The 21,430-nt window shown below is 72.4% G+C and carries 14 protein-coding genes, 1 tRNA gene and 1 pseudogene; 2 read left to right on the forward strand and 14 right to left on the reverse strand.

What is annotated here, in order from left to right; all coding sequences use genetic code 11:
• Positions 1-186: 186 nt before the first annotated feature.
• Positions 187-1,203, reverse strand: coding sequence for a helix-turn-helix transcriptional regulator (locus ACZ5ON_RS22635; protein ID WP_465595508.1), 1,017 nt, complete (start codon positions 1,201-1,203; stop codon positions 187-189).
• Positions 1,204-1,329: 126 nt separating this feature from the next.
• Between ACZ5ON_RS22635 and ACZ5ON_RS22640 the strand changes: the two genes are divergently transcribed.
• Positions 1,330-1,566: a 3-oxoacyl-[acyl-carrier-protein] synthase III C-terminal domain-containing protein gene (locus tag ACZ5ON_RS22640; protein ID WP_465595511.1), complete on the forward strand. Its 237-nt coding sequence runs from the start codon at positions 1,330-1,332 to the stop codon at positions 1,564-1,566.
• Between the two features lie 350 nt (positions 1,567-1,916).
• Here ACZ5ON_RS22640 and ACZ5ON_RS22645 read toward each other — a convergent pair whose 3' ends face one another.
• From ACZ5ON_RS22645 to ACZ5ON_RS22675, 7 genes are all read right to left on the reverse strand, one after another.
• Positions 1,917-3,143, reverse strand: a complete 1,227-nt coding sequence (locus ACZ5ON_RS22645; RefSeq protein WP_465595514.1) for an SWIM zinc finger family protein — start codon at positions 3,141-3,143, stop codon at positions 1,917-1,919.
• Positions 3,140-6,028: a DEAD/DEAH box helicase gene (locus ACZ5ON_RS22650; protein WP_465595517.1), complete on the reverse strand. Its 2,889-nt coding sequence runs from the start codon at positions 6,026-6,028 to the stop codon at positions 3,140-3,142. The genes ACZ5ON_RS22645 and ACZ5ON_RS22650 overlap by 4 nt, the downstream gene beginning before the upstream one ends.
• The gene (locus tag ACZ5ON_RS22655; protein WP_465595520.1) at positions 6,025-8,268 is read right to left on the reverse strand and encodes an IS1096 element passenger TnpR family protein; all 2,244 of its coding nucleotides are present in this window, start codon (positions 8,266-8,268) and stop codon (positions 6,025-6,027) included. Before ACZ5ON_RS22655 ends, ACZ5ON_RS22650 begins: the two co-directional genes overlap by 4 nt.
• 511 nt (positions 8,269-8,779) lie before the next feature.
• The gene (locus ACZ5ON_RS22660; RefSeq protein ID WP_465595523.1) at positions 8,780-9,433 is read right to left on the reverse strand and encodes a response regulator; all 654 of its coding nucleotides are present in this window, start codon (positions 9,431-9,433) and stop codon (positions 8,780-8,782) included.
• A 4-nt stretch (positions 9,434-9,437) separates the two neighbouring features.
• The gene (locus ACZ5ON_RS22665; protein WP_465595526.1) at positions 9,438-10,625 is read right to left on the reverse strand and encodes a sensor histidine kinase; all 1,188 of its coding nucleotides are present in this window, start codon (positions 10,623-10,625) and stop codon (positions 9,438-9,440) included.
• Between the two features lie 5 nt (positions 10,626-10,630).
• A complete protein-coding gene (locus ACZ5ON_RS22670) occupies positions 10,631-12,829 on the reverse strand; it encodes an MMPL family transporter (protein ID WP_465595529.1) in 2,199 nt (732 codons plus the stop codon).
• 93 nt (positions 12,830-12,922) lie between these two features.
• The gene (locus tag ACZ5ON_RS22675) at positions 12,923-13,414 is read right to left on the reverse strand and encodes a peptide deformylase (RefSeq protein ID WP_465595532.1); all 492 of its coding nucleotides are present in this window, start codon (positions 13,412-13,414) and stop codon (positions 12,923-12,925) included.
• Between ACZ5ON_RS22675 and ACZ5ON_RS22680 the strand changes: the two are divergent.
• A pseudogene (locus ACZ5ON_RS22680) lies at positions 13,401-14,609 on the forward strand (tyrosine-type recombinase/integrase); the annotation flags it as partial. The gene ACZ5ON_RS22675 and the pseudogene ACZ5ON_RS22680 sit on opposite strands and share 14 nt — an antisense overlap.
• Positions 14,610-14,739: 130 nt before the next feature.
• Here the strand turns inward: ACZ5ON_RS22680 and ACZ5ON_RS22685 are convergent.
• The 6 genes from ACZ5ON_RS22685 to ACZ5ON_RS22710 form a co-directional block, all read right to left on the reverse strand.
• Positions 14,740-14,813, reverse strand: a tRNA-Thr gene (locus tag ACZ5ON_RS22685).
• Between the two features lie 126 nt (positions 14,814-14,939).
• Positions 14,940-15,608: a leucine efflux protein LeuE gene (gene leuE / locus ACZ5ON_RS22690; RefSeq protein ID WP_465595535.1), complete on the reverse strand. Its 669-nt coding sequence runs from the start codon at positions 15,606-15,608 to the stop codon at positions 14,940-14,942.
• 86 nt (positions 15,609-15,694) lie between these two features.
• Entirely contained in the window at positions 15,695-17,218 is a 1,524-nt protein-coding gene (locus ACZ5ON_RS22695; protein ID WP_465595614.1) for an alpha/beta hydrolase, read from the reverse strand.
• 246 nt (positions 17,219-17,464) lie between these two features.
• Entirely contained in the window at positions 17,465-18,556 is a 1,092-nt protein-coding gene (locus ACZ5ON_RS22700; protein WP_465595538.1) for an alpha/beta hydrolase, read from the reverse strand.
• A 301-nt stretch (positions 18,557-18,857) separates the two neighbouring features.
• A complete protein-coding gene (locus ACZ5ON_RS22705) occupies positions 18,858-20,069 on the reverse strand; it encodes a DNA polymerase III subunit delta' (protein ID WP_465595541.1) in 1,212 nt (403 codons plus the stop codon).
• 45 nt (positions 20,070-20,114) lie between these two features.
• A complete protein-coding gene (locus ACZ5ON_RS22710) occupies positions 20,115-21,332 on the reverse strand; it encodes an acyltransferase family protein (RefSeq protein ID WP_465595544.1) in 1,218 nt (405 codons plus the stop codon).
• Positions 21,333-21,430 lie beyond the last annotated feature (98 nt).

Consider the following 21,430-nt stretch of genomic DNA (forward strand, 5'->3'; position numbering starts at 1 on the left):
TTGTCCGGCTCTCGCACGGTAGACCCATGGACCGCCCTCCGGACAGTGCCCGTCACCCGCGCGGCTCTGCCGCCGCCCGCTCGCCTCCGGGCCCTCCGACCCGGCGCCGACGCTCTTCGCTCGCCCTCCTTGCCCACCACTGGGCAGGAGGGGCCCGCACTCCCTCGTTCCTCGGTCGCTTGTCGCTCATCGCTTTCGGCACCGGCGGGCCCTTCGGCTATCCGTTCCTCCCGGGGCCGCCGCGGCGGCGGCCCGGGCTGCGAGGGCGCCGAGCCGGTCGCGCAGGGCCGCGGGCTCGTGGACCTCGAAGTCGCAGCCCAGCATGGCCAGTCGGACCGCCAGCCAGTCCAGCGACTCGGAGCTGGCCCGCAGCCTGCAGGTGTGCTCGTCGATCGGCTCCAGCCGGTCGGACGGGCCGGTCAGCCAGCACGGGACCCGGTCGATCGGGGAGTGCAGGGTGACCACGGCGGTGTAGGTCGTGGTCAGGTCGGCGAGTTTGCGGGCGACGTATACGGCGGCGTCCTCGGCGGGCAGTTCGCGCGGCGGCACCCGGGCCCCGGTGGGCAGGGGGTCGCGCAGGCGGTCGACCCGGAAGATCCGCCAGTCGTCCCGTTCGTTGTCGTACGCGACCAGGTACCAGCGCCGTCCGGCGGCGACCAGTCGGTGCGGTTCCACCAGGCGGCGGGTCTCGTCGGCGGCGCCCTGGGGCCGGCCCCAGCCGGCCCGGTAGGTGAAGCGGATCCGTTCCCGGGCGGCGACCGCCGAGGCCAGCACGGTGAGCGTCTCCGGGTCGACCCGCGGACCGCCGGCGTCCAACCGTACGGTGGCGGCGCCGAGCGAGCCGACCCGGTGCCTCAGCCGGGACGGGAGCACCTGGACCAGTTTGGCCAGCGCCCGCACCGATGCCTCCTCTACGCCCTCGACCGCCGCGCCGGCCGCCGTGCGCAGGCCGACCGCTATCGCCACCGCCTCCTCGTCGTCCAGCAGCAGTGGCGGCATCGCGGTACCAGCGACCAGGCGGTAGCCGCCGATCGGACCGCGCGTCGCCTCCACCGGATAGCCGAGGTCGCGCAGCCGTTCGATGTCACGGCGGATGGTGCGCGGGGTGACCTGGAGGCGCTCGGCCAGCTCGCTGCCCGGCCACTCGCGTGGGGTCTGCAGCAGGGAGAGCAGGTTCAGCAGGCGTGCGGAGGTGTCCGTCATGGTGGCCAGCATGACGGAGGTAGCGGACAGGTTCTGACCTGTATGCGGCTTACCGTCGACGACGTCCGGGGCGCCGGCCGCGGGAATCCGCGGGACCCGCCCCGCCCCCGTGTCGGGCCCCGGCCGGTGGATCCGCAGCCCGGGGCTCGGCACACACCACAACCGAGCTCGCGCGAGCCCAACCAGCGGCTTCCCCCGGACGAATCGGGTAATACCGACTCTACTGATACGGCCGCGCCCGCGCCGTTCGGGGGTGACACCGGCGCGCTCGAACGCGGCGAGGTCGAGAAGGGCGCCCCGGTCCTGCTCTTCGGCTTCGGCGGCGGCCTCTCCTACGCCGGCCAGATCGTCCGCTGCCCCTGATCCCACGGCACCCCGGCACGCATCCGGCGGCCCCTTGCCCACCGGCAGTCGCCCCGGACGGCCCGTCAAGGGCCCGCCGGGCACCCTGCCGACGACAAGCCCCGCTGTTGGGGTCGCACGGCCCGAGGAGCGCGCGGACCAACTCCTGGACCTTGCCATCGGGCAGTGCCTGGACCGAGGCGAAGCGGGCCGGCCGGCCCGCCCGTTCGACTGCGGCTCGCGCCCCACCGGGCGCCCTGACGTCGCGCCGGCCCCAGAGGCCACCCGCCGCACACATCACGACTTCGCGCGCCAACCCCGCTCCGGGCGGTCCCTGGGGCTCGTGGGCCGGTCCGCAGGCGTACCATCGGTCAGCTTTCCCAGGCCGCGGCGAGCGCCGTAACGGGGTCGGTGGCGGCGGGCGCACAGGGCCACCAAATTCCGTCCTCCTTGGCATACGGGTACCAGCGCCCGTCCGGGCCGAGGCGGAGCTGGAGGCCGCTGTCGCCAAAGGTGAGGCGGTTCCGCCAGGCGCGCAGGGGCAGCGACGCGCCCTGGTCGCGACGGGGGGCCATGTCCGTGATGGCCTCGGTCACCGCCGTGCGGGCGGCGGCCATGGCGTCCGGGTCTGCGGCCACGGGGTCCTCGGCGACGGCCATCCCGATGGCGCCGCCGTACCGCCAGGCGCGGGTCAGCCGGGCAAGTTCCTGGGGGCGCAATCCGGTTCCGGCCTGCAGGGCGTGGAACCACTCGAGACTGCGCTGCGTGACGGTGAGGCGCACCGCGTCCTGGCGTTCGGCGAGTGCCAGCCAGGAGTGGTCTCCGGCGAGCAGCTGTCCGGCGCGAACGGCTGCGTCGGCGGCCAGGTGGTCGAGGTCGGCAGCGGTGAGGCCTGAATCTGCCGGGGGTTCGACCGGGAGGCGGGGCGTGCGTTCGGCGGCGGGCCAGCGCGGCTCGGGCAGAGCGGGCCGCTGGTCGGCCCAGCTCGCATAGGCGGCTGCGGCCGGAATGCCCGTCGGGGTCTGGCCGGCGGGTGGCCGGTCGGCCGCCCGCCGGTCGCGCAGCGCGGCGAAGACCTGCTCGCGGTCCCGGCCGCGCAGGGCGAAGAGGACGAAGGGGTCCTCGTCGATGCGGGCCCCGATGGCGTAGCAGAGGGCCGCCGCGTGCTTGCAGGGGTAGCCCCAGTCGGGGCAGGAGCAGTCGGGGTCCAGTTCGGTGGGGGCGGGCAGCAGCGACACGCCGGCGGCCCGCGCGTCCTCGACCAGCTCGGCGGGCATCTCGCCGTCCAGCAGCGCCGCGACGTGTCCGGCCCGAGCGGCGACCGCGTCGAGCAGCGCGCTCCACTGGTCGTCCGTCAGTACGGGGACGTGGACGGCCGAACGGTACGGCTTCGGGCGGCTGCCCTGGACCGGCGCCTTCACCTGCCCGGGAACGATCAGGACCTGGCCGACCATGCCCTTTCGCGCATAGGTACGGCCCCGGGAAAGGCGGGCGGAGTCGAGGGTCGAGCCCTCCAGGGCGGTGACCCATGCCCGGCCCCACCAGGTGGCGGCGAAAGCGCGGGCACCCCGGGTGGGTGCGCGACGGGCCGGACTCATGACTGCCTCCTCAGGGCCACCAGTTCAGCCAGTTCGTCGTCGCCGAGCTCGGTCAGCGCGGCCTCGCCGGAGCCGACCACGGCCTCGGCCAGGGCGCGTTTGCCCTCCGACAGTCGGGCGATCCCGTCCTCCACGGTGCCCTCGCAGAGGAGTTTGTGGACCTGCACCGGCCGGTCCTGCCCGATCCGGTAGGCACGGTCGGTGGCCTGGTCCTCGACGGCCGGGTTCCACCAGCGGTCGTAGTGCACGACGTGGGTGGCCCGGGTGAGGTTGAGCCCGGTGCCGGCCGCTTTGAGCGACAGCAGGAAGACCGGGTTCTCCCCCGCCTGGAAGGCGGCCACCATCTCCTCCCGGCGGGTCACCGGGGTGGCGCCGTGCAGGTACAGGGGGGACATCCCACGGGCCGTCAGGTGACGTTCGACCAGCTTGGCCATCTGGGTGTACTGGGTGAAGACCAGGGCGGACTCACCCTCGGCGGCGATGGTGTCGAGCAGTTCGTCGAGGACGTCCAGCTTGCCGGAGCGTCCGCTGAGCGGTCCGGTCTGGCGCAGGTACTGGGCGGGGTGGTTGCAGATCTGTTTGAGCCCGGTCAGCAGCTTGAGCACCAGGCCCCGGCGGGCGATGCCGGAGCTCTCGCGGATCCGGTCCATGGTCTCGCGCACCACGGCCTCGTACAGCGACGCCTGCTCGGCGGTGAGCGGGACGACGCGCTCGGTCTCGGTCTTCGCCGGCAGCTCGGGAGCGATCCCGGGGTCGGTCTTCTTCCGTCGCAGCAGGAAGGGCTTCACCAGCCGGGAGAGCCGTTCTGCGGCGGCCGGGTCCTCGCCCGACTCCACCGCGCGGGCGTGGCGTTCGCGGAAGACGGGCAGCGAGCCGAGCAGACCGGGCGTGGTCCAGTCCAGCAGTGCCCACAGCTCGGAGAGGTTGTTCTCCACGGGGGTGCCGGTGAGGGCGACGCGGGCCCGGCTCGTCAGGGCGCGCAGTTCGCGGGCGGTGGTGCTGTACGGGTTCTTGACGTGCTGCGCCTCGTCGGCGGCCACCAACGACCAGTCGGTTCCGGCGAGTTGTTCGCGGTCGCGGCGCAGCACCCCGTACGTGACGAGCACGATCTCGTCGGCCGCGAGGTCATCGAGGTGCCGTCCGCCGCCGTGGTAGCGGCGCACGGGGGTGCCGGGCGCGAACTTCTCCGCCTCTCGCTGCCAGTTGCCGAGCAGGGAGGCCGGGCAGACGACCAGGGCCGGTCCGGCGGTGGCCGGAACGGTCTGGCGGTGCAGGTGTAGCGCGAGCAGCGTGATGGTCTTGCCCAGGCCCATATCGTCGGCGAGGCAGCCGCCGAGCCCCAGCTCGCACATGTGCGCGAGCCAAGCCACACCCCGGCGCTGGTAGTCGCGCAGGGTGGCCTTGAGCGCGGCGGGCTGCTCGACGGCGGTGCGCGCCTCGGGGTCGCGGATCCGCGCGACCAGCTCACCGAATGCACCCACGGCCGCGCACGGCACCCGTTCGCCGTCCAGTTCCGCCTGGCCGGTCAGGGCCGTGGTGAGCGCCTCCATCGGAGCCATCGACTCCGTGCGGCGGCGCTTGATCCGGGCCACCAGCCTGGGGTCGGCCACCACCCACTGGTCGCGCAGCCGGATCAGCGGGCGGCGTGCCTCGGCGAGGGCGTCCATCTCGACCTCGGTCAGCTCCTCGCCGCCGAGCGAGACCTGCCAGCGGAAGTCCAGCAGCGCGTCGGCGTCCAGCAGTCCGCTCGCCGCGCTGCCCGGGGCGGTGCGCTGCCCGATCACCGCCTGGGCGGTGAGTGCCTTGACCAGTTCACGCGGCCAGTGCACGGCGATGCCCGCCGCGCCCAGCGCGTCGGTGGCATCGCCGAGCAGTTCCATCGCCTCGTCGTCGGAGAGCCGGAGCTGGTCGGGGGCAGCGTCCTGGAGCAGCCTGCCGAGCGGCGCCCACGCCCGGGCGCCGCGCCGCAGCGCCAGCAGCATCTCCGTCTCGGCACGCGGGCCCAGTAGCCGCCGCGTCGCGCCGGGATCGGCCCACACCTGCCCCGCCTCCACCACCAGGGCGGGATCCTGGGCGGTGTGCAGTTGGAGCACGGCACGGAACTGCTTGCGCCGACCCTCGGGCGGATCGACCCGGAAGGAAACCGACACGTCGGCGAGCAGCGCCGCATCCAACTCCTCGGCCCAGCCGCGCAGTTGCGGCAAGGGCCGGACTTCCCGCCAGGCGTAAGGGAGTTGGCCGACCGCGAGCGGTGCGGCAGGAGTGCGGGCCAGGGTGTCGGCCACCGCGTCGCAGAACGCCCGCAGCAGTACGGCGGGCTCGGCGATGCGCAGCGGCGGCGGTCCGGCTTGGGGCAGGCAGTGGGCGTGCGGCGGAAAGGCGGCGGCCAGTTCCTCCAGCGCCTGGCGGTGTGCAGCGTCGTACGGACCGGCCCGCCAGGTGTCGTACGCCTCGAGTGTCAGGCCGGGGTGCAGGCGGCCCTCGGCCAGCAGCCGCAGCGCGAACCGTGCCCCCGCCACCCACGCGGCGGCGGACGGGTGCTCCGGTGTCCCGGCCAGCAGGGCGGACACGGCCACCGCCACCGGCACCCCGAAGCCCGTCACGGTACGGCGGCGCACCGTGCGCCCGTGCGGCAGCACCAGCTCGGCCGAGCGTGCCTCGATCCCGGCCGGAAGCCGCTCCGCTGCGGCCGCCGGGGCATCGGCGGGCCGCCACAGCAGCAGTCGGCCGTGCCGGGCCGGTTCCTCGGGCAGGAACACGGTGGCCCAGCCGTCGCGCAGCAGCTCTGCCGTCCACGCAACGGCCTCGGGGCCTGCCAACGGCGGCAGCGTGCGCTGCCCCGGCAGCCGTACGGTCCGGTCGGTCATGACGTTCCGGCGGCTCATCGGCGGGACCTGGCCTTGTTGGCGGCGGTGCGGAGGCGCTTGGCGAGCTTCCTGTCCACCCCGCGGAGCGCCTCACCGAGCGCAGTGAGCACCTCGGCGGTCGCCGGATGGCCGCTGCGCCACAGATCGTCGGCCGCCTCGGTGAGGCCGTCGCGCAGCTCTTCGTCACCCTCGGTGACGAACTCGGCGAGCTCCTCGGCATCCAGGTCGGTCATGACGGCAAGGATGTCGACCATCAGCCACAGCCTGCCCGACTCGCCGCACCCGCCCGGGTTCTCACCACGCGCGTACAGCGCGGCGGCGGCCACGTGGCGGCTGCCGTCCACGTCCGACGCGGCCGCCTTCCGCAGCACCCGCAGGGCCCGTTCCTCTGCCAGCCGCGTCAGCACCAGCGGCGCGGTGGTGCGGCGTAGCGCCGAGCCTCCGTCGGTGCCCCGGCAGGCGTCGATCACCTGTACCGCCGCGTCCGCCTCCGAGCGACCGGTCAGCCAGCCGTCGACCTCGTGCTCGGCGGCCTGCGGAGGGTAGTCCACGAGTCCCTCCAGCAGCGCGGCGGCATCGGCCTCGGCCAGCCCGCCGACCAGCGGGGCTGCGAAGCCCAGGTCCAGCAGGAGCTCGCGCACGCCGTGGCGGCCGAGCGGCGTCAGGCGCAGGCGGGTTCCGTCGCTCTCCTGGTCCGGCTGCCCGTCCGGGCTGCCGAAGAGGATGCCCGTCACCGGCCGCACGGGGTGGCCCGGGGACTCCCCGCGCTCGACCTCGGCGGCGCCGAAACGTCCGAGCGTGTCCGCGAGTTCGCGCAGGGTCTCACCGGCCAGCAGGTGGAGCAGCGAAGCCGCCTGGCCGGGCGGCTCCTCCACCAGGGCGTCCAGTGCCGTGCCCGGGTCGAGCCACTCGCCTTCCGGGAGGGCGTACAGCAGCACGGCGAGTTCGACCGCCAGGCCCGCCGCACCGGGGAGCACACTCCTGATCGGGCCCGGGACGCCCTGTGTGCCCTCCGCCATCAGGCCGGTCAGCTCCGAGCAGAGCGCATCCTCCCAGCCGGTCAGCAGCGCTTCGTCGTCGACATCGGTACCGCGCGCCGTCCCCGAGCCGACCTCCACCAGCTCGGCCGCCACCGCGAGCCGCCACGGATCGTCGACGATCGGCAGATCGCCCGCACTGCGCAGCGACCCGAGCCGTGCGGCCCGCACATCCGGGTCCGCCAACTCCGGGTCGAGCCGCCACAGTTCGAGATCCTCGACGGCCTCTCTCGCGAGCGCGGGCCGCAGCACGCCCTTCGGCGTGACCTTGCGCCCCTTGCCGCACCAGGCGGCGAGCCGCAGCGCGGCGTCCACCAGGGGCAACGCGCGGGTGACGGCCGCGAGCTCGGCGCGGGGCGGCAGCACGACGGGGGGCAGCGGCCCGGCGTCGGCCAGCGCGCCCGTCTCGTCGTCGGGATCGAGGACCGACCGCACCGGGTCGCCCTCCCGGCATCGGCCGCAGGTGCAGTACGCCAGGTCAGCCCTGGTCAGCCGGCCCAGGTCGCCCCGGGCGGGAGCACGGTCCTTCCCGCGGTCCTTCCCGGTCTGCGAGCGCCGTCCGACCGGGCGCGGAGCGCGCAGCTCCAGCGCCGCCAGGGCGCTGGTGGTCTCCTTGACGTCGAAAACCGCCGGATCGTAGCCGCGCTCGCGCAGCTCCCCGGCCAGTTCCTCGTAGTCCTCGTAGTCCTCGTACTCCTCGTCGTCCGCAGGATCGGGATCGGCCAGCAGCTCCAGGACGGCCGCCATGCCCCAGGGCCCGCCGATGTCCTCCGCCGGAGGGTCTGCCCGGCGCCCGCCCACGCACCGGGCCACCCGCTCGGTGCCCTCGCGCGGCAGCACCTTCTCCACGGTGACGCGGTGCATCCAGTCGTCACCGAAGTCGTAGGTGTAGTCCAGCCGGTCACCGGCGCTGGGGAGGACATCGGCGAGTGAGACCGACTCCTCTTCGACCGTCCGCAGGTACACGTCCTCCAGCTGATCGGGGTCGCCGTACCGGCGTCCCGAACCGTCCTCGAAGCCGTGCAGATGGCTGCCGGTCCACCCGAAGGCCCGCTGGATCACCTCGTGGAGGCTGCCGAGCGTGCTGTCGGACGGCATGACGACGCGCCGCCACACGGGAGGTTTCGTGCCCAGAAGCACGATCTTGAGTTGGTGCTCCGTCGCCTGGTTCTGTGACCGCCGCGTCATGTTCCCCACATTTCCCGATCGCCCAGGAGACATCCTGACGGCTGGAGCGGAGCCGGAACAAACCCGCAGCACCGGCAGCCCGGGACCGGGGCTCGTACTCTCTGGCGCCTTCACCCTCTGCCAGGAGCCACCAAAGTGCCCGATTTGGCTGATCTACCCGGATCAAGAGAACAGAAAAAAACCCCAGGTCTGGATACCCGACCTGGGGTTTTCACATGGAGCCGCCTACGGGATTCGAACCCGTGACCTACGCATTACGAGCCCGACAGTGATCATGTTGGCTGCTGTCGGCATCGATCATCTGGTGACGAAACCACAGTTCAGAACGTTGCGCCGTGATCCACGATCCCGCCCGAACCGGCACGTGCTGCCCCGTCCGCTCACGCATCGCTCACGCAGAGAAGCCTGCGTCGAGGCCAGAAATACGCCTGCGTCTTCACCGTGGTCGACGACGGCGCGGCTCGGGCGGCCTGCGGGTGGGGTTGAGCTCCAGGTTCGAGCGAGAGTCGGTGGCCTCGCCTTCCGCAAGCCAGGCACACCGAAGTCAGGAACGCCTGTCCAGCAGCCCGCGTTCGAGGGCGACGACCACCGCGTGGGTGCGGTCCCTGACGTCGAGCTTGGCGAAAACCCGCAGCAGATGGGTCTTCACTGTGGCTTCCGCAATGACCAGCCGCCGACCGATCTCCGCGTTGGACAACCCGTCGGCGACTGCGCTCAGTACGTCCACCTCCCGCGTGGTCAGAGCCACCGGAGCGGGCTGCCGCATGCGGGCGACCAGCCGCTCCGCGACCCTCGGGGCCAGGACGGTCTCGCCGCGGGACGCGGATCGGATGGCGTCGACGAGCTGGTCACGCGTGGTGTCCTTGAGCAAGTAGCCGATCGCGCCCGCCTCGACCGCGCGCTCGATCTCCGCGTCGGTGTCGTACGTGGTCAGGATCAGTACCCGGGTCCCCGGGTGGCGGGCGACGATCTCGGCGGTGGCACTCGCGCCGTCGAGGACCGGCATCCGCAGATCGATCAGTGCCACATCCGGCTTCAGGAGCTCGACGAGTTCGACGGCCGCGCGGCCGTCGCCGCCCTCGCCGACGATATCGATGGTGGGTTCCGAGGCCAGCAGGGCGACGACCCCGGCGCGCATGACCGTGTGGTCGTCGACCACGATGACGCGGAGACCTTCCGGCTCTGTTCGACCTGCCATGTCGTCACACCTGACTGTTCGTGGGAATCACGGCGAGAACACGGGTGCCGTCGCCGAGGGAACTGGTGACGGTGAGTTCGCCGCCGAGTTCGGCGAGGCGGTTGCGCATGCCGTTGAGCCCGAAGCCGTGGGAGTCCTCGACCACGAAGCCCCTGCCGTCGTCGGTTATCTCCAGTTCGACGCCGTACGGAGACGGAGTGAGGACGATCTCCACCGCAGAGGCGGCCGCGTGCTTGCGGACGTTGGCCAGGGACTCCTGGGTGCAGCGCAGGAGCGCGATCCGGGTCGGCTGGTCGCACTCGACGTCCGGCAGGTCCGCGGTGACGGTGAGCCCCGTGTCCTCGGCGAACCGGTCCAGGGTCCGGCGCAGGGCCCCCGCGACCGAGCCGAGGGCGAGACCGCTCTGCGGGGCGGAGCCGACGAGTACCCGCGCCTCGGCGAAGTTCTCGCGTGCGGTGTTCTCGATCGAGAGCAGTTGCCGGGCGCTCCTGCCGGGGTCCGTGTCGAGGCTGGAGCGGGCCGCCTCCGCCAGCACGATGATGGACGCGAAGCCCTGGGCGAGGGTGTCGTGGATCTCCCGTGCGAGCCGCTCGCGCTCCTCCGTGGCGCCCTGGAGCTTGTGCGCCTCGGCCAGGCGCAGTTGGGCGCTCTCCAACTCGGAGGCGAGTCGGCGGGCGCGATCGTCGCTCTGCTCGACGATTCGGACCACCGCCAGTCCGAGCAGCACGCTCGCCGTGTAGCCGATGAGGGTGAAGACGATGTTGCCGGTGGAGAAGTCCTCCGCGTGCCAGCTCTGATGGCGGATGATGCCGGCAACGGTGGCCGCGGCGGCGGCGCCGCTGAACGCGATCGAGTGCCGCGGGCTCCTGGCGAAGAGCCAGAAGTGAGGGAGCGACACGATGAACAACGCCGCGCCGTCGCCACGCAGGAGGGACAGTGCGCCCAGACCGAGGACGAGCACGCCCAGAAAGGTGTGGGGGCGCAGCACAGGATTGCGGGGGAAGGCCACCACGGTCGCGTAGCAGAGGGCGATCACGGCCAGCAGCGCCAACGACCAGTACTTCGTCGTCCCGCCGTGGTTCAGCGCGGAGATGACCGGAGGACACACGCCCAGGAGCACCCAGGAAGCTGCGTACCACCGGCGAAGGATCCGTATGCGGAACCGGTCGCCCGGCTGCGGCCGTTGAATCATGATCGTCAGCCTACGTTCTGCAGCGGTCCGGCCGCAGGGACCGCGGCATGCGCCCGTCGCGCCGGGCGGGACGGCCACCACGCCCGGTCGCCGAGGAGCAGCAGGAGCGAGGGCAGGACCATGAGCCGGATGACCACGGCATCCAGCAGCACGGCCACCGCCAGGCAGAAGCCCATCTGCTTCATCTCGGTGAGGTGCAGGGCGACGAAGGCACCGAACACCGTCACCATCACGATCGCCGCGCTGGTCACCACCTTGGCCGACCGGCTGATGCCGTCCAGTACCGCCTCGCGAGCCGACATCCCGTTGCGCATGGCCTCCTGTATCCGGCTGACCACGAAGACCTGGTAGTCCATCGACAGGCCGAAGAGGATCACGAAGAGGAACAGCGGTACCCGGGACGCGATGGCGCCGAGGGAGTGGAAGGCCAGTAGGTCCTCTGCCCATGTCCCCTGGAAGAACACGACCAGCAGGCCGAGCGAGGCCCCGGCGGACAGCAGATTGAGTGCCACGCCGATCAGGCCGATGACGACCGAGCGGAACGCCAACACGGTCATCACGAAGGTCGCCAGCAGCAGGAACCCGATGACCAGCGGCAGCTTGCTGTTCTCGTGATCCACGTAGTCGCGGCCTCGGGCCACGTCACCGCTCACCCCCGTCTCCACACCGGACAGCCTGCCGACCGTGGCGGGCAGATAGTCCTTACGGATGTGGTCGAGTGACTCGATCGCCTGGGCGGAGGGTGCGGGGAACGGGACGGCCAGCTCCAGCACGCTGACCCGGCCGTCGGCCGACGTGCGCACCGTCGGCTCGGCGTCCATGGCGAACAGCGGATCGGCCTGCGCCCGTCGGCCGAGGTCCGTCAGAGCATGCTGCACCTGAGCCGCTCGCTCCGGAGTGGAGCGGGCGACAACCACGTGCTTGACCAGGAGCTCCGGGAAGGCTGCGTTCAGCCGGTCGTAGGCCTGCATGGCCGGGATGTCGCGGGAGAAGGTGTCCTTGCCCGGGTCGACGAGCCTCAGGCCGAGCGCGGGTGCCGCCAGGGCGAGCATGACCAGCGTCGATACGCACAGCGTGAGGGCGGGGTGCTTGTGCGCGGGCCTCAGCAGGGCGCCGAACACCCGGCCCGTCTCGGCCTCGGCCCGCTTCGCCCGGACCGGCTTGCCGCGGGCCGCACGGCGGGCTGCACGCAGCTCGGTCCGGTGGCCGATCTTCACCAGGAGTGCGGGAAGTACGGTCAGGGAGCTGACCACGGCAACCGTCACGACCAGGATCGTGCCCGTCGCGAGCGAGGAGAAGATGACGTCCGTGGCCAGATACAGGGTCGCGGTGGAGACGATCACGGCGAGACCGGAGACCACGATGGCCCGGCCCGCGGTCGCCGCCGCCAGCTCCACCAGGGCCTCGGAACTGAGCCGCCCCCCGGCGCGGGCCCGTTCCTCGCGTTCGCGCTTGAGGTAGAAGAGCGTGTAGTCGACGCCCACCGCCAGGCCGATGAGCAGGATCATGTTGGTCCCGACACCGGGGTCGGGCAGGACATGGGACGCGACCATGGACAGCCCCAGGGCGGCGGTGATCGAGGAGAGCGCAAGCAGCAGCGGCACACCGGCCATGACCACCGATCCGAAGACGATCAGTAGCGTGATGAGCGTGACCGGCAGGGTGATGCGCTCGGAGAGCGTCAGGTCTTTCCCTCGCTGGTCATTGACGCCCTTGCTGATCGAGGGGGAGCCGGCCTCCTCCACGATCAGGTCCGGGTGGCCGTCGCGAACCTTCGCCGTCTGCGCGAGGAGCGGGACGACGTTCTTCTTGCCGTCCAGCTCGGGGCCGTTCAGGACCACCGAGACCCTGACGACCTGACCGTCCTTGGAGCGGACCGGAGCCGCCACGCCGTCCACCTCGGGAAGCTTCCGCATCCGCTCGGTGAGCTCCTGCGCCGCCGAGGCGGCGGCGGCCGTGTCCAGCGGTCCGGACCTGGCGTGGATGATGATCTGCTCCGTCGGCCGCTGCTGCATGCCGCCCGCGGCCGCGATCGCCTCGGCCCGCCCCGCCTCACCGACCCGGTAATCCTCGGTAGTGGCTTCGTGGGAGCCGACCGTGACGCCGACACCGAAGCACAGGATGACGAACGCGAACCAGCCGGCGATCGCGCGCCATGCGTGCCGGGCGCTCCATCGGGCTATCCGCACAGGGAGTTGACTCATACCCGAGATCCTGGTCGGCCGGGGGCAGGGCCCGACACGCCCGGCCGGTTGAATCTCGGGTCCACCGTTCAGTGGACGGCCGGGGGTGAAACTTCAGTAGGCCCAGGACAAGCCCGTTCCCCGGTACTCCTCGACTGGGATCGGGTGGACGTCGGGGCGCATGCGGTCGGTGCAGAGCAGGCCGTCGAGGTGGTCGATCTCGTGGGCGATGAGGCGGGCGAGGCCGAACTCGTAGGTGACGGTGGTGATGGTCCCGTCGAGGGTGGTGGCGGTGACGTCCATGCGGAGGGGGCGGGGGACCATGCCGCGGACGTCGAAGAAGCTGAGACAGCCCTCGTACTGTTCGTCGGTCTCGTCGGAGACCGCGGTGGCCTTCGGGTTGAGCAGGATGATCGGCTCGGCGCCGGCAGTCGGAGGTAGGACGAGGGCGGCGGCGCGGGGGATGCCGATCTGCGGGGCGGCGAGGCCCATGCCCTTGGCGAACCCGGAGCCGGCCACCGGTACATCAACCGCGGCTTCATCCTCCTCGGCCTGGCCCTCGCCCACGTCCACGGCCACCGCCTGGACGAACAAGAAGATCCGCAAGTCCGGGATCACCCGCTACGAATCCGACGTGCGGGTCCACCTCAAGCCCCGGATCGGGCACATCCGCGTCGACCGGCTGCGGGTGAGCACGCTCGCCGAGATGTTCACGGCCATCGCCGACGCGAACGAGGAGATCCTGGAGAACAACGCCCTGCGGCACGCACTGAAGGCCGAGCTCGCCACGGTTCCGATCAAGGGCATGGAGAACCGTGCCCACCGCAAGGCTCTGCGGGCCGAGCTCGCCGAGATGCCGCCGTTCCGGCGCACGACCGGTGCTGCCACTCGCCAGCGCATCCGCGCCACGCTCCGGACCGCCCTGAACGCCGCCATCCCCGAGGGTCTGATCACCTTCAACCCGGCCGCCCACGTCGAGCTCGACCCGGCGAGCAAGCCAAAGGGTCTGGTCTGGACGCCCGAGCGGGTCGCCCAGTGGCAGGAGACCGGCGTGAAGCCCTCCCCGGTGATGGTCTGGACGCCGCAGCAGATCGGCGCGTTCCTCGACTCGGTGGCCGACGACCGCCTGTACGCGATGTGGCACGTGATCGCCTTCCGCGGTCTTCGCCGGGGCGAGGCGTGCGGGCAGCCGTGGTCCGAGACCAATCTCGACGGCAGCTCGCTGACCGTGACGGCTCAGCTCGTGCAGGACGGCTGGGAGGTCGAAGAGTCCGACCCCAAGACCGACGGGAGCTTCCGGACGGTGGCACTGGACGACGACACGGTGGCCGTCCTGCGGCGCCATCGCGACCGGCAGCAGAAGAAGCGGAACGACTGGGGGTCGGCCTGGAAGGACACCGGCCGCGTCTTCACCAACGAGGACGGGTCCTGGCTCCACCCCGGCAAGGTCACCGACATGTTCGAGCGCCTGGTCGCCGCCTCCGGCCTGCCGCCGATCCGCCTGCACGACCTCCGCCACGGCGCGGCCACGCTCGCCCTCGCCGGCGGGGTCGACATGAAGGTGGTGTCCGAGATGCTCGGCCATTCCTCCATCAAGATCACGTCGGACACCTACACCAGCGTCCTGCCCGAGATCGCCAAGGATGCGGCCGAGGCCGCCGCGAAGCTCGTCCCCCTCCAGCGGAAGTCCGAAGCCGAGGCTCTCGCCAAGGCCACCGCGAAGGCCGCCGCCGAAGCCGAGAAGGCCGAGCGGAAGGCCCGGAAGAAAGCGAAGTCCAAGGCCAAGAAGGCCAAGCGCTAACCCAAGATCAACACCCGCGCTCACGCATCGCTCACGCAAGCGATCCTGCAGCGCGCTACCGCCCCCTGCCCGCACGCCAAGGAATGACAAAAGGCCCAGGTCACGGGCTATGTGACCTGGGCCTTCACTGAGCCGCCTGCGGGATTCGAACCCGCGACCTACGCATTACGAGTGCGTTGCTCTGGCCAGCTGAGCTAAGGCGGCACCGCCGTCGTGCGGGACCGAATGATCGTCGCACTGACAACGGGCGCCAGTCTACACACATTCGGGGCGTGGTCCGTACCCGCATCCGCCGCGGCTCAGGTGGACGCCCCGCAGCCGGGCGGACGTTCAGGCGGAGGAGACGGCGAGCTTGGCGGCGAAGCCCGCGAAGAGGACGGCGACGGCGCCGGCGAGGCCGGCCGTGAGGCGCTTGCGGCGGCGGAAGGCGGCGGCCAGCGAGGTGCCCGCGAAGATCAGCGCGGACAGGTAGAGCAGGCTGAACGACTGCAGTATGCCGCCGAGCAGGGCGAAGGAGAGCACCGGCTGCCCGTATGACGGGTCGACGAACTGGGTGAAGTACGACAGCAGGAAGAGGATGGCCTTCGGGTTGAGCAGGCTGATCACCAGGGCCCGGCGGAACGGGCGCTCCGCATCGGTCCCGGCCGCACCGTCGGACGCCTCCGTCCTCTCGGCCCGCTCCGCGGTGGCCCGGCGCTCACGCCAGAGCTCGCGGGCCGCCCGCAGCATCCCGAAGCCGATCCAGAGCAGGTAGGCCGCTCCGCCGAACTTGACCACCGCGAAGACCGCGGGGTTGGCCCGCAGCAGCGAGGCGGCGCCGAGCGAGGTCAACGAGATCAGGGTGAGGTCGCCGGTGAAGACCCCGGCGGCGGCGCGGTAGCCGGCCCGTATGCCCTTGCGGGCGGCCACGGACGTGACGTACAGCGAGTTCGGTCCCGGCAGCAGGACGATGACGAGGGCGCCGAGGACATACGTCGCCAGGTCGTTGACTCCAAGCACGGTGCGCTCCAGGAGCGGATACGAGGGGTGGGGACGGGCCATCGTATCCGCCGGCGCCCGCGCCTCCCGAGCGGCTGCCGCGGCGGCTACTTGGCGCAGCGGGTCCCCGGGTTCGGGGCGGTCCCCGCGAGCAGGTAGCTGTTGACGGCGTTGTCGATGCAGGCGTTGTGCCGTTGGTAGGCGGTGTGGCCGTCGCCGTCGTAGGTCAGCAGCCGGCTCGACTCCAGCTGGCCCGCCAGGGCCTGCGCCCAGACGTACGGGGTCGCGGGGTCGCGGGTGGTGCCCACCACCACGATCGGGGGCGCACCGGCGGCGCGGATGGTGTGCGGCGTTCCGGTGGCCTTGTACGGCCAGTACGCGCAGGAGAGCGCCATCCAGGCCATGTCGCGTCCGAAGTGCGGGGAGGCCTTCTGGAAGGCGGGCACCGCCTGCTGGACGTCCTCCGGGCTGCTGAAGGGCGCGGGCAGGTCGAGGCAGTTGATGGCGGTGTTGGCGAACATCAGGTTGGCGTAGCTGCCGTCCGGCGACCGCTCGTAGTAGGCGTCGGAGAGCTTGAGCAGCGCACTGCCGTCGCCCGCCTTGGCACTGGTCAGCGCGGAGCGCAGCGAGGGCCAGAGGTAGTCGGCGTACATCGCCTCGATGACTCCGGCGGTCGCCAGCGACTCGGTGAGCTTGCGGCCGGAGTCGGTGTTCAGCGGCTGGCCGTGGATCTGCTTGAGCAGGGCGTCGATCCCCTGCCCGGCCTGCTGCTCGGTCCGGCCCAGCGGGCAGTCCTGGTGTGTGACGCAGTCCTTGGCGAAGTCGGACCAGGCGATCTCGAAGCCGCCGGCCTGGGCCTGGTTTCCGGCCAGCGAGTCGAGCGACGGGTCGATCGCCCCGTCCAGCACCATCCGGCCGACCCGGCTGGGGAAGAGCCCGGCGTAGGTGGCGCCGAGGAAGGTGCCGTACGACTTGCCGAGGAAGTTCAGCCTGCTGTCGCCGACCAGCGCGCGCAGCACGTCCATGTCCCGGGCCGACTCCGCGGTGCTGACGTGCCCGAGGAAGTTGCCGGACTGCGTCTCGCAGGCGGCGGCGTAGTTCTTGTCGGCGGCGACCAGCGCGTCGATCTCGCCCGGATTGTCGGGGGTCATGTCGATCGCGGTGTACGCGTCCATCTGCGGGCCGCTCAGACAGGCCACCGGCGAGCTGCGGCCGACGCCGCGCGGGTCGAGGCCGACCAGGTGGTAGGCGGCGTGCAGGCCGGGGTCGAAGCTGTCGATCGAGCCCTCCAGGTACTCGATCGCCGACCCGCCGGGACCACCCGGGTTGACCAGCAGCGACCCCTGCGCCGCGCCGCTGGCCGGCTTGCGGACGGCGCTCAGGGTCAGGTCGCCGCCGGTCGGGTTCGCGTAGTCGAGCGGCACCTTGAAGGTGGCGCACTCGAACCCCTGGTCGCAGGGCTGCCAGCTGAGCTTCTGCGCGTAGTACGCGGACAGGCTGGCCGGGATCGCGGCGGGGAGCGGTTCGAGCGCGGCCGCGGGCCGGCCCTGCTGGGCGCCGTGGACACTGGAGTCCGATGCCCCGCCGCCCGAGCTGCAGCCCGCCAGCAGCAGCGCGGCGGCGGCCGCCATGGCGGACAGGACGCGGGTCGACCGGACAGCTCGCAAGGCTCTCTCCCATCGGACACCGACCGCGAGGTCGCTCGGGTGGCCGAGTCGGTGATCCCCGGCTGTGCAGAGCGTAGCCGGACGTACCGGTCGCACCCGGCAACCGGCGACGGCCGGGCGGGGAACAGCCCATCCGGCGGCACCCGGCCCCATCGCCCCGGCTTGGCCTCCGCCAGGAGCGGATGGAGCAGGTGCTCCGTCGCCCCCGGGTCACTGCGCCGGCTTGGCCAGGCTCTCCGCCAGATACTGCACCGCGACCCGGACCAGCCGCAGCCGCACCCGCTCCTGGCTGTAGTCCTGGACGGTGCTGGAGATCCTCACCTCGGCCTGTGCGGCCCGGCCCCGGCCGCCGTGCAGCGCGGCCTGGAGCTTGCGGGCGGAGTCCAGTCCGGCGGTGTCGGCCTTGGCGGCCGCGAGCAGCAGTCTGGCGGTGGCCGGGCCGGACGCGTCGGCGCCGGTCCGGGCGAGGGCTATCGGGTCGTAGCGGCCGGAGACGGCGGCGGCCGCGCCGTACAGGTCGGGTCGGGCCAGCCCGGCGGCGGCCGCGCACGGCGCCCCGGCCTCGATACCGAGGGCGCCCCAGTTCCCCGGGCCGGCCGGAAGGATGCGGAACGCGGCGGCTACGGCGGTCCGCAGACCGGCGTCGTCGGCCACCGTCTGCGGGGCGGCGGCCACCAGTTCGCACGGGCCGGCCGTGCCGGTCGGCGACTGGGGGGCGAGCACCACGAACGGCCGGGACCGGCCCAGCTTCACCGCCGAGGCGACCCCGTCGAAGACGTCCGGGAGTTCGGCGTCGGCGGTGGTCCCGGCGCCGCCCGCGTGCAGCACGATCACCGGGAAGCGGGCCTCGGGGGCCTCCTTGTACTCCGCCGGCAGCCAGACCCGCACGGTGCGTGGATGACCGTCCGGGCCTGCCACCGCACCCTCCAGCAGCTGTCCCCCGGCTGGCCGCCCGACCTCCTGGAACCTGGTGACCACCGGCTGCGGCTCCCGGGAGGACGCCACCTGGGACGGCCGGGCGGGCGGGACGGGCCGGGGCTGCCCGCTCCGATCGGCGGAGGCGGTCTCCTGCGCGTCCCGTCCGCCGTACCCGCCCATCACCACCGCCACGACCAGCGCGGTGGCGCACATCCCGCAGACCACCGCGCCGCCGACCCGCAGCAGCAGCGGCCGCTGCTCGGCCGCCAGCTCGTACGTCTGGGCCACCCGGAGGTCACGCCAGCGGAGCAGGGCGGAGCGGAGCAGCCAGATCCCGGCGGCGGCCACCAGCAGCACGGAGACGACGAGGAGCGAACGGGGCATGGGACGCACCACCTCGGAGGAACCGACACCGCCCGGGGCCGACCATCAGCGGCGCGGACCACCGCGGCGTACTCGGTCCACAGGGTGCAAGACGACCGGGTGCCCGGCCCGCGAGGCTTTCCTGCCGCACCCCGGGTTCACTCGAACGAGCGAGTCGCACACCGCCCCGTGAACACCCGATAGAGCGAGGGGGACCCCGGGGCACCCACGGCTCGAACAGGCCGCACCGCCCGGCGCGCGGGCCCGCGCGATGCACGGAAGCCGTTGCCCCTGGCCGGGCCCGCAAGCCGGGCGAGCGGGCTCAGCCGGCCCGCAGGGCCACCGTCATGGCCTCGACCGCCAGCAGCGGGTCCACGTTCCGGTCCAGCGCCTCCCGGCAGGCGAGCACCGCCTCGATCCGGCGCAGGGTGTTCTCCGGGGCGCCCGCGGCCGCCACCTTGGCGAGTGCGGCCCGCTGGTCGTCGTTGGCGAGTGCACCCGTCGCCCCGAGCTGAAGGGCGAGCACATCCCGGTAGAACCCGAGCAGGTCGAGCAGCGCGACCCCCAGCGTCTCGCGCCTGGTCCGGGTCGCCCGGCTCTTCTGGCGCTTCTCCAGCTCCTTGACCGCACCCGCCATGCCGCGCGGCGCCCGGCTCCCCTCGGTGGCGCCGTAGGCGGCCTTGAGGTCGTCGGTCTCCCTGGCGTCCTGGCTCTCGGCCAGGGCCTCGGCGTCGGCTTTGGCGGTGTCCACCAGCCGCTGGGCGGCGGCCAGACAGCCGCCGATGTCGGCGACCTCCAGCGGGATGCGCAGCACGTCCAGACGGCGGGCGCGGGCCTGCTCGTCCACCGCCAGCCGGCGCGAACGCTCCACGTCGCCCTGTCCGGCAAGCGCCGCCAGCCGGGCCGCCTCCGGGTCGACGCCGTCCCGCTGGACCAGCATGTCGGCGACCGCCCCGGCCGCGGGGGTACGAAGCACCAGCAGCCGGCAGCGGGAGCGGATGGTGGGCAGCACGTCCTGCACGGACGGTGCGCACAGCAGCCAGACCGTCCGGGGGGAAGGCTCCTCGACGCCCTTGAGCAGCGCGTTCGCCGCCGCCTCGGTGAGCCGGTGGGCGGCGTCCACCAGGATCACCGACCAGCGGCCGCCGGTCGGGTAGCTGGAGGCGCGCAGCACCAGGTCGCGCATGTCGCCGACACCGATCGACAGACCGTCGGTGCGGACGAACTTCACGTCGGCGTGGCTGCCGGAGAGCACGGTGTGACAGCCCTCGCAGAACCCGCAGCCGGGCACCCCGCCGAGCTCCAGATCGGGGCTGGTGCACTGCAGCGCGGCGGCGAAGGCCCGCGCGGCGGTGGTCTGCCCGGCCCCGGGCGGGCCGGTGAACAGCCAGGCGTGCGTCATCAGCGAGGCGTTCCCACCGGGCTCCGGCGCAGCCGTACGGCCTGCGGCCACCGTGGCCCGGGCGGCCTGGGCGGCCGCCGTCAGCTGCTCGACCACCCGATCCTGGCCGACCAGGTCGTCCCACACACTCACGCCGCGCTCCCGCCGACCACCGGTACTCCTCGCTTCCGGTCGAGCCTAACGCCGTAGGCCGACAACCGGCTCCGACGCGGCCTGCTGCTCCGGCAGCGGCCGGTGACCGGCCGGCCCCGCCGCGGTCCCGGCCACCACCGCCCCCTCGTCGACGGCCCCCTCGTCGACGGCCGGTTCGTCGGCAGCCCGGACCCGGGCGAACGAGTTCCGCAGGTGCCGCTTCATCCAGCGGGATACCGGCCGCTCGACGAAGCGGTGCACCAGCCAGGAGGCCGCGATCATCACCGCCAACAGCCCGCCGGCGAGCAGCCACGGGTTCACCCGGAACCGGAGCTGGTCGATCACCGCCCACCCGATGTACTCGTGCAACAGGTAGAGCGGGTAGGTGACGGCCCCGGCGGTGGTGAGCCAGCGCCAGTCGATCCGGTCGAACCAGCCCAGCGCCACCCCGGCCATCAGCAGGTAGCACGCCGCCAGCACCAGCGCCACGGCGGGGCCGGGCAGGTGGTAGTCGGTGTTCTTCTGCACGAACTGGAAGGTGGGCTGCACCGTCCGCAGCCCGGCCAGGTAGCTGAAGCCGACCAGCAGCCACAGCAGCAGGTCCGGGCCGAACCGCCGCATCAGGTAGAACGCCATCCCGCCGATGAAGAACCAGCAGTGCTCCGGCATCACCAGCACCTGCAGCCAGGCCTCGTTCGACAGGGCGTACGTCAGTACCCCGGCGGCCGACCAGACCATGCAGAAGGTCAGCACCCGGCGGTAGGTCAGCCCGCGCCAGACCACCAGCGCGAAGATCAGGTAGAACCTGGCCTCCACCCACAGGCTCCAGTACACGGCGTCCACGTACGGTGCCCCGAACGGGTGCTCGAACATGGTCAGGTTGGTGAGCACGTCCTGCCAGGAACGCGGCGAACCGCCCGGGATCAGCGCCAGCGCAACCGTGGTCACCAGCACCGCCAGCCAGTAGGCCGGGAAGAGCCGGATCACCCGCGAGGTGAAGAAGTCGGAGACCGACCGGCCCCAGCCGCTCAGGCAGATCACGAAGCCGCTGATCAGGAAGAACAGCTGCACGCCCAGCCAGCCGTAGGAGGCGGGCAGGTGCAGCACCGGGAACACCTCGGCTCGCGGCCGGCCCCAGTCCGAGCCGTACGCCACGTAGTGGTACATCACCACCATCAGCGCGGCGACGAACCGCAGACCGTCCAGCGCGGCGAGCCGCCCACCACGCGGTGGCGTCTTCGAGGCAGGGGCGGTGGCTCTCACGTGTGATGACTTCCTAGACGCCGGACGGAACGGGACAGGCGTAGCAGTCTCTCAGAATCCGGCGCCCCGTCCCGCCCCCGTGGTCATTGGCACACGAC

This window comes from Kitasatospora sp. NPDC032150, assembly GCF_055579945.1.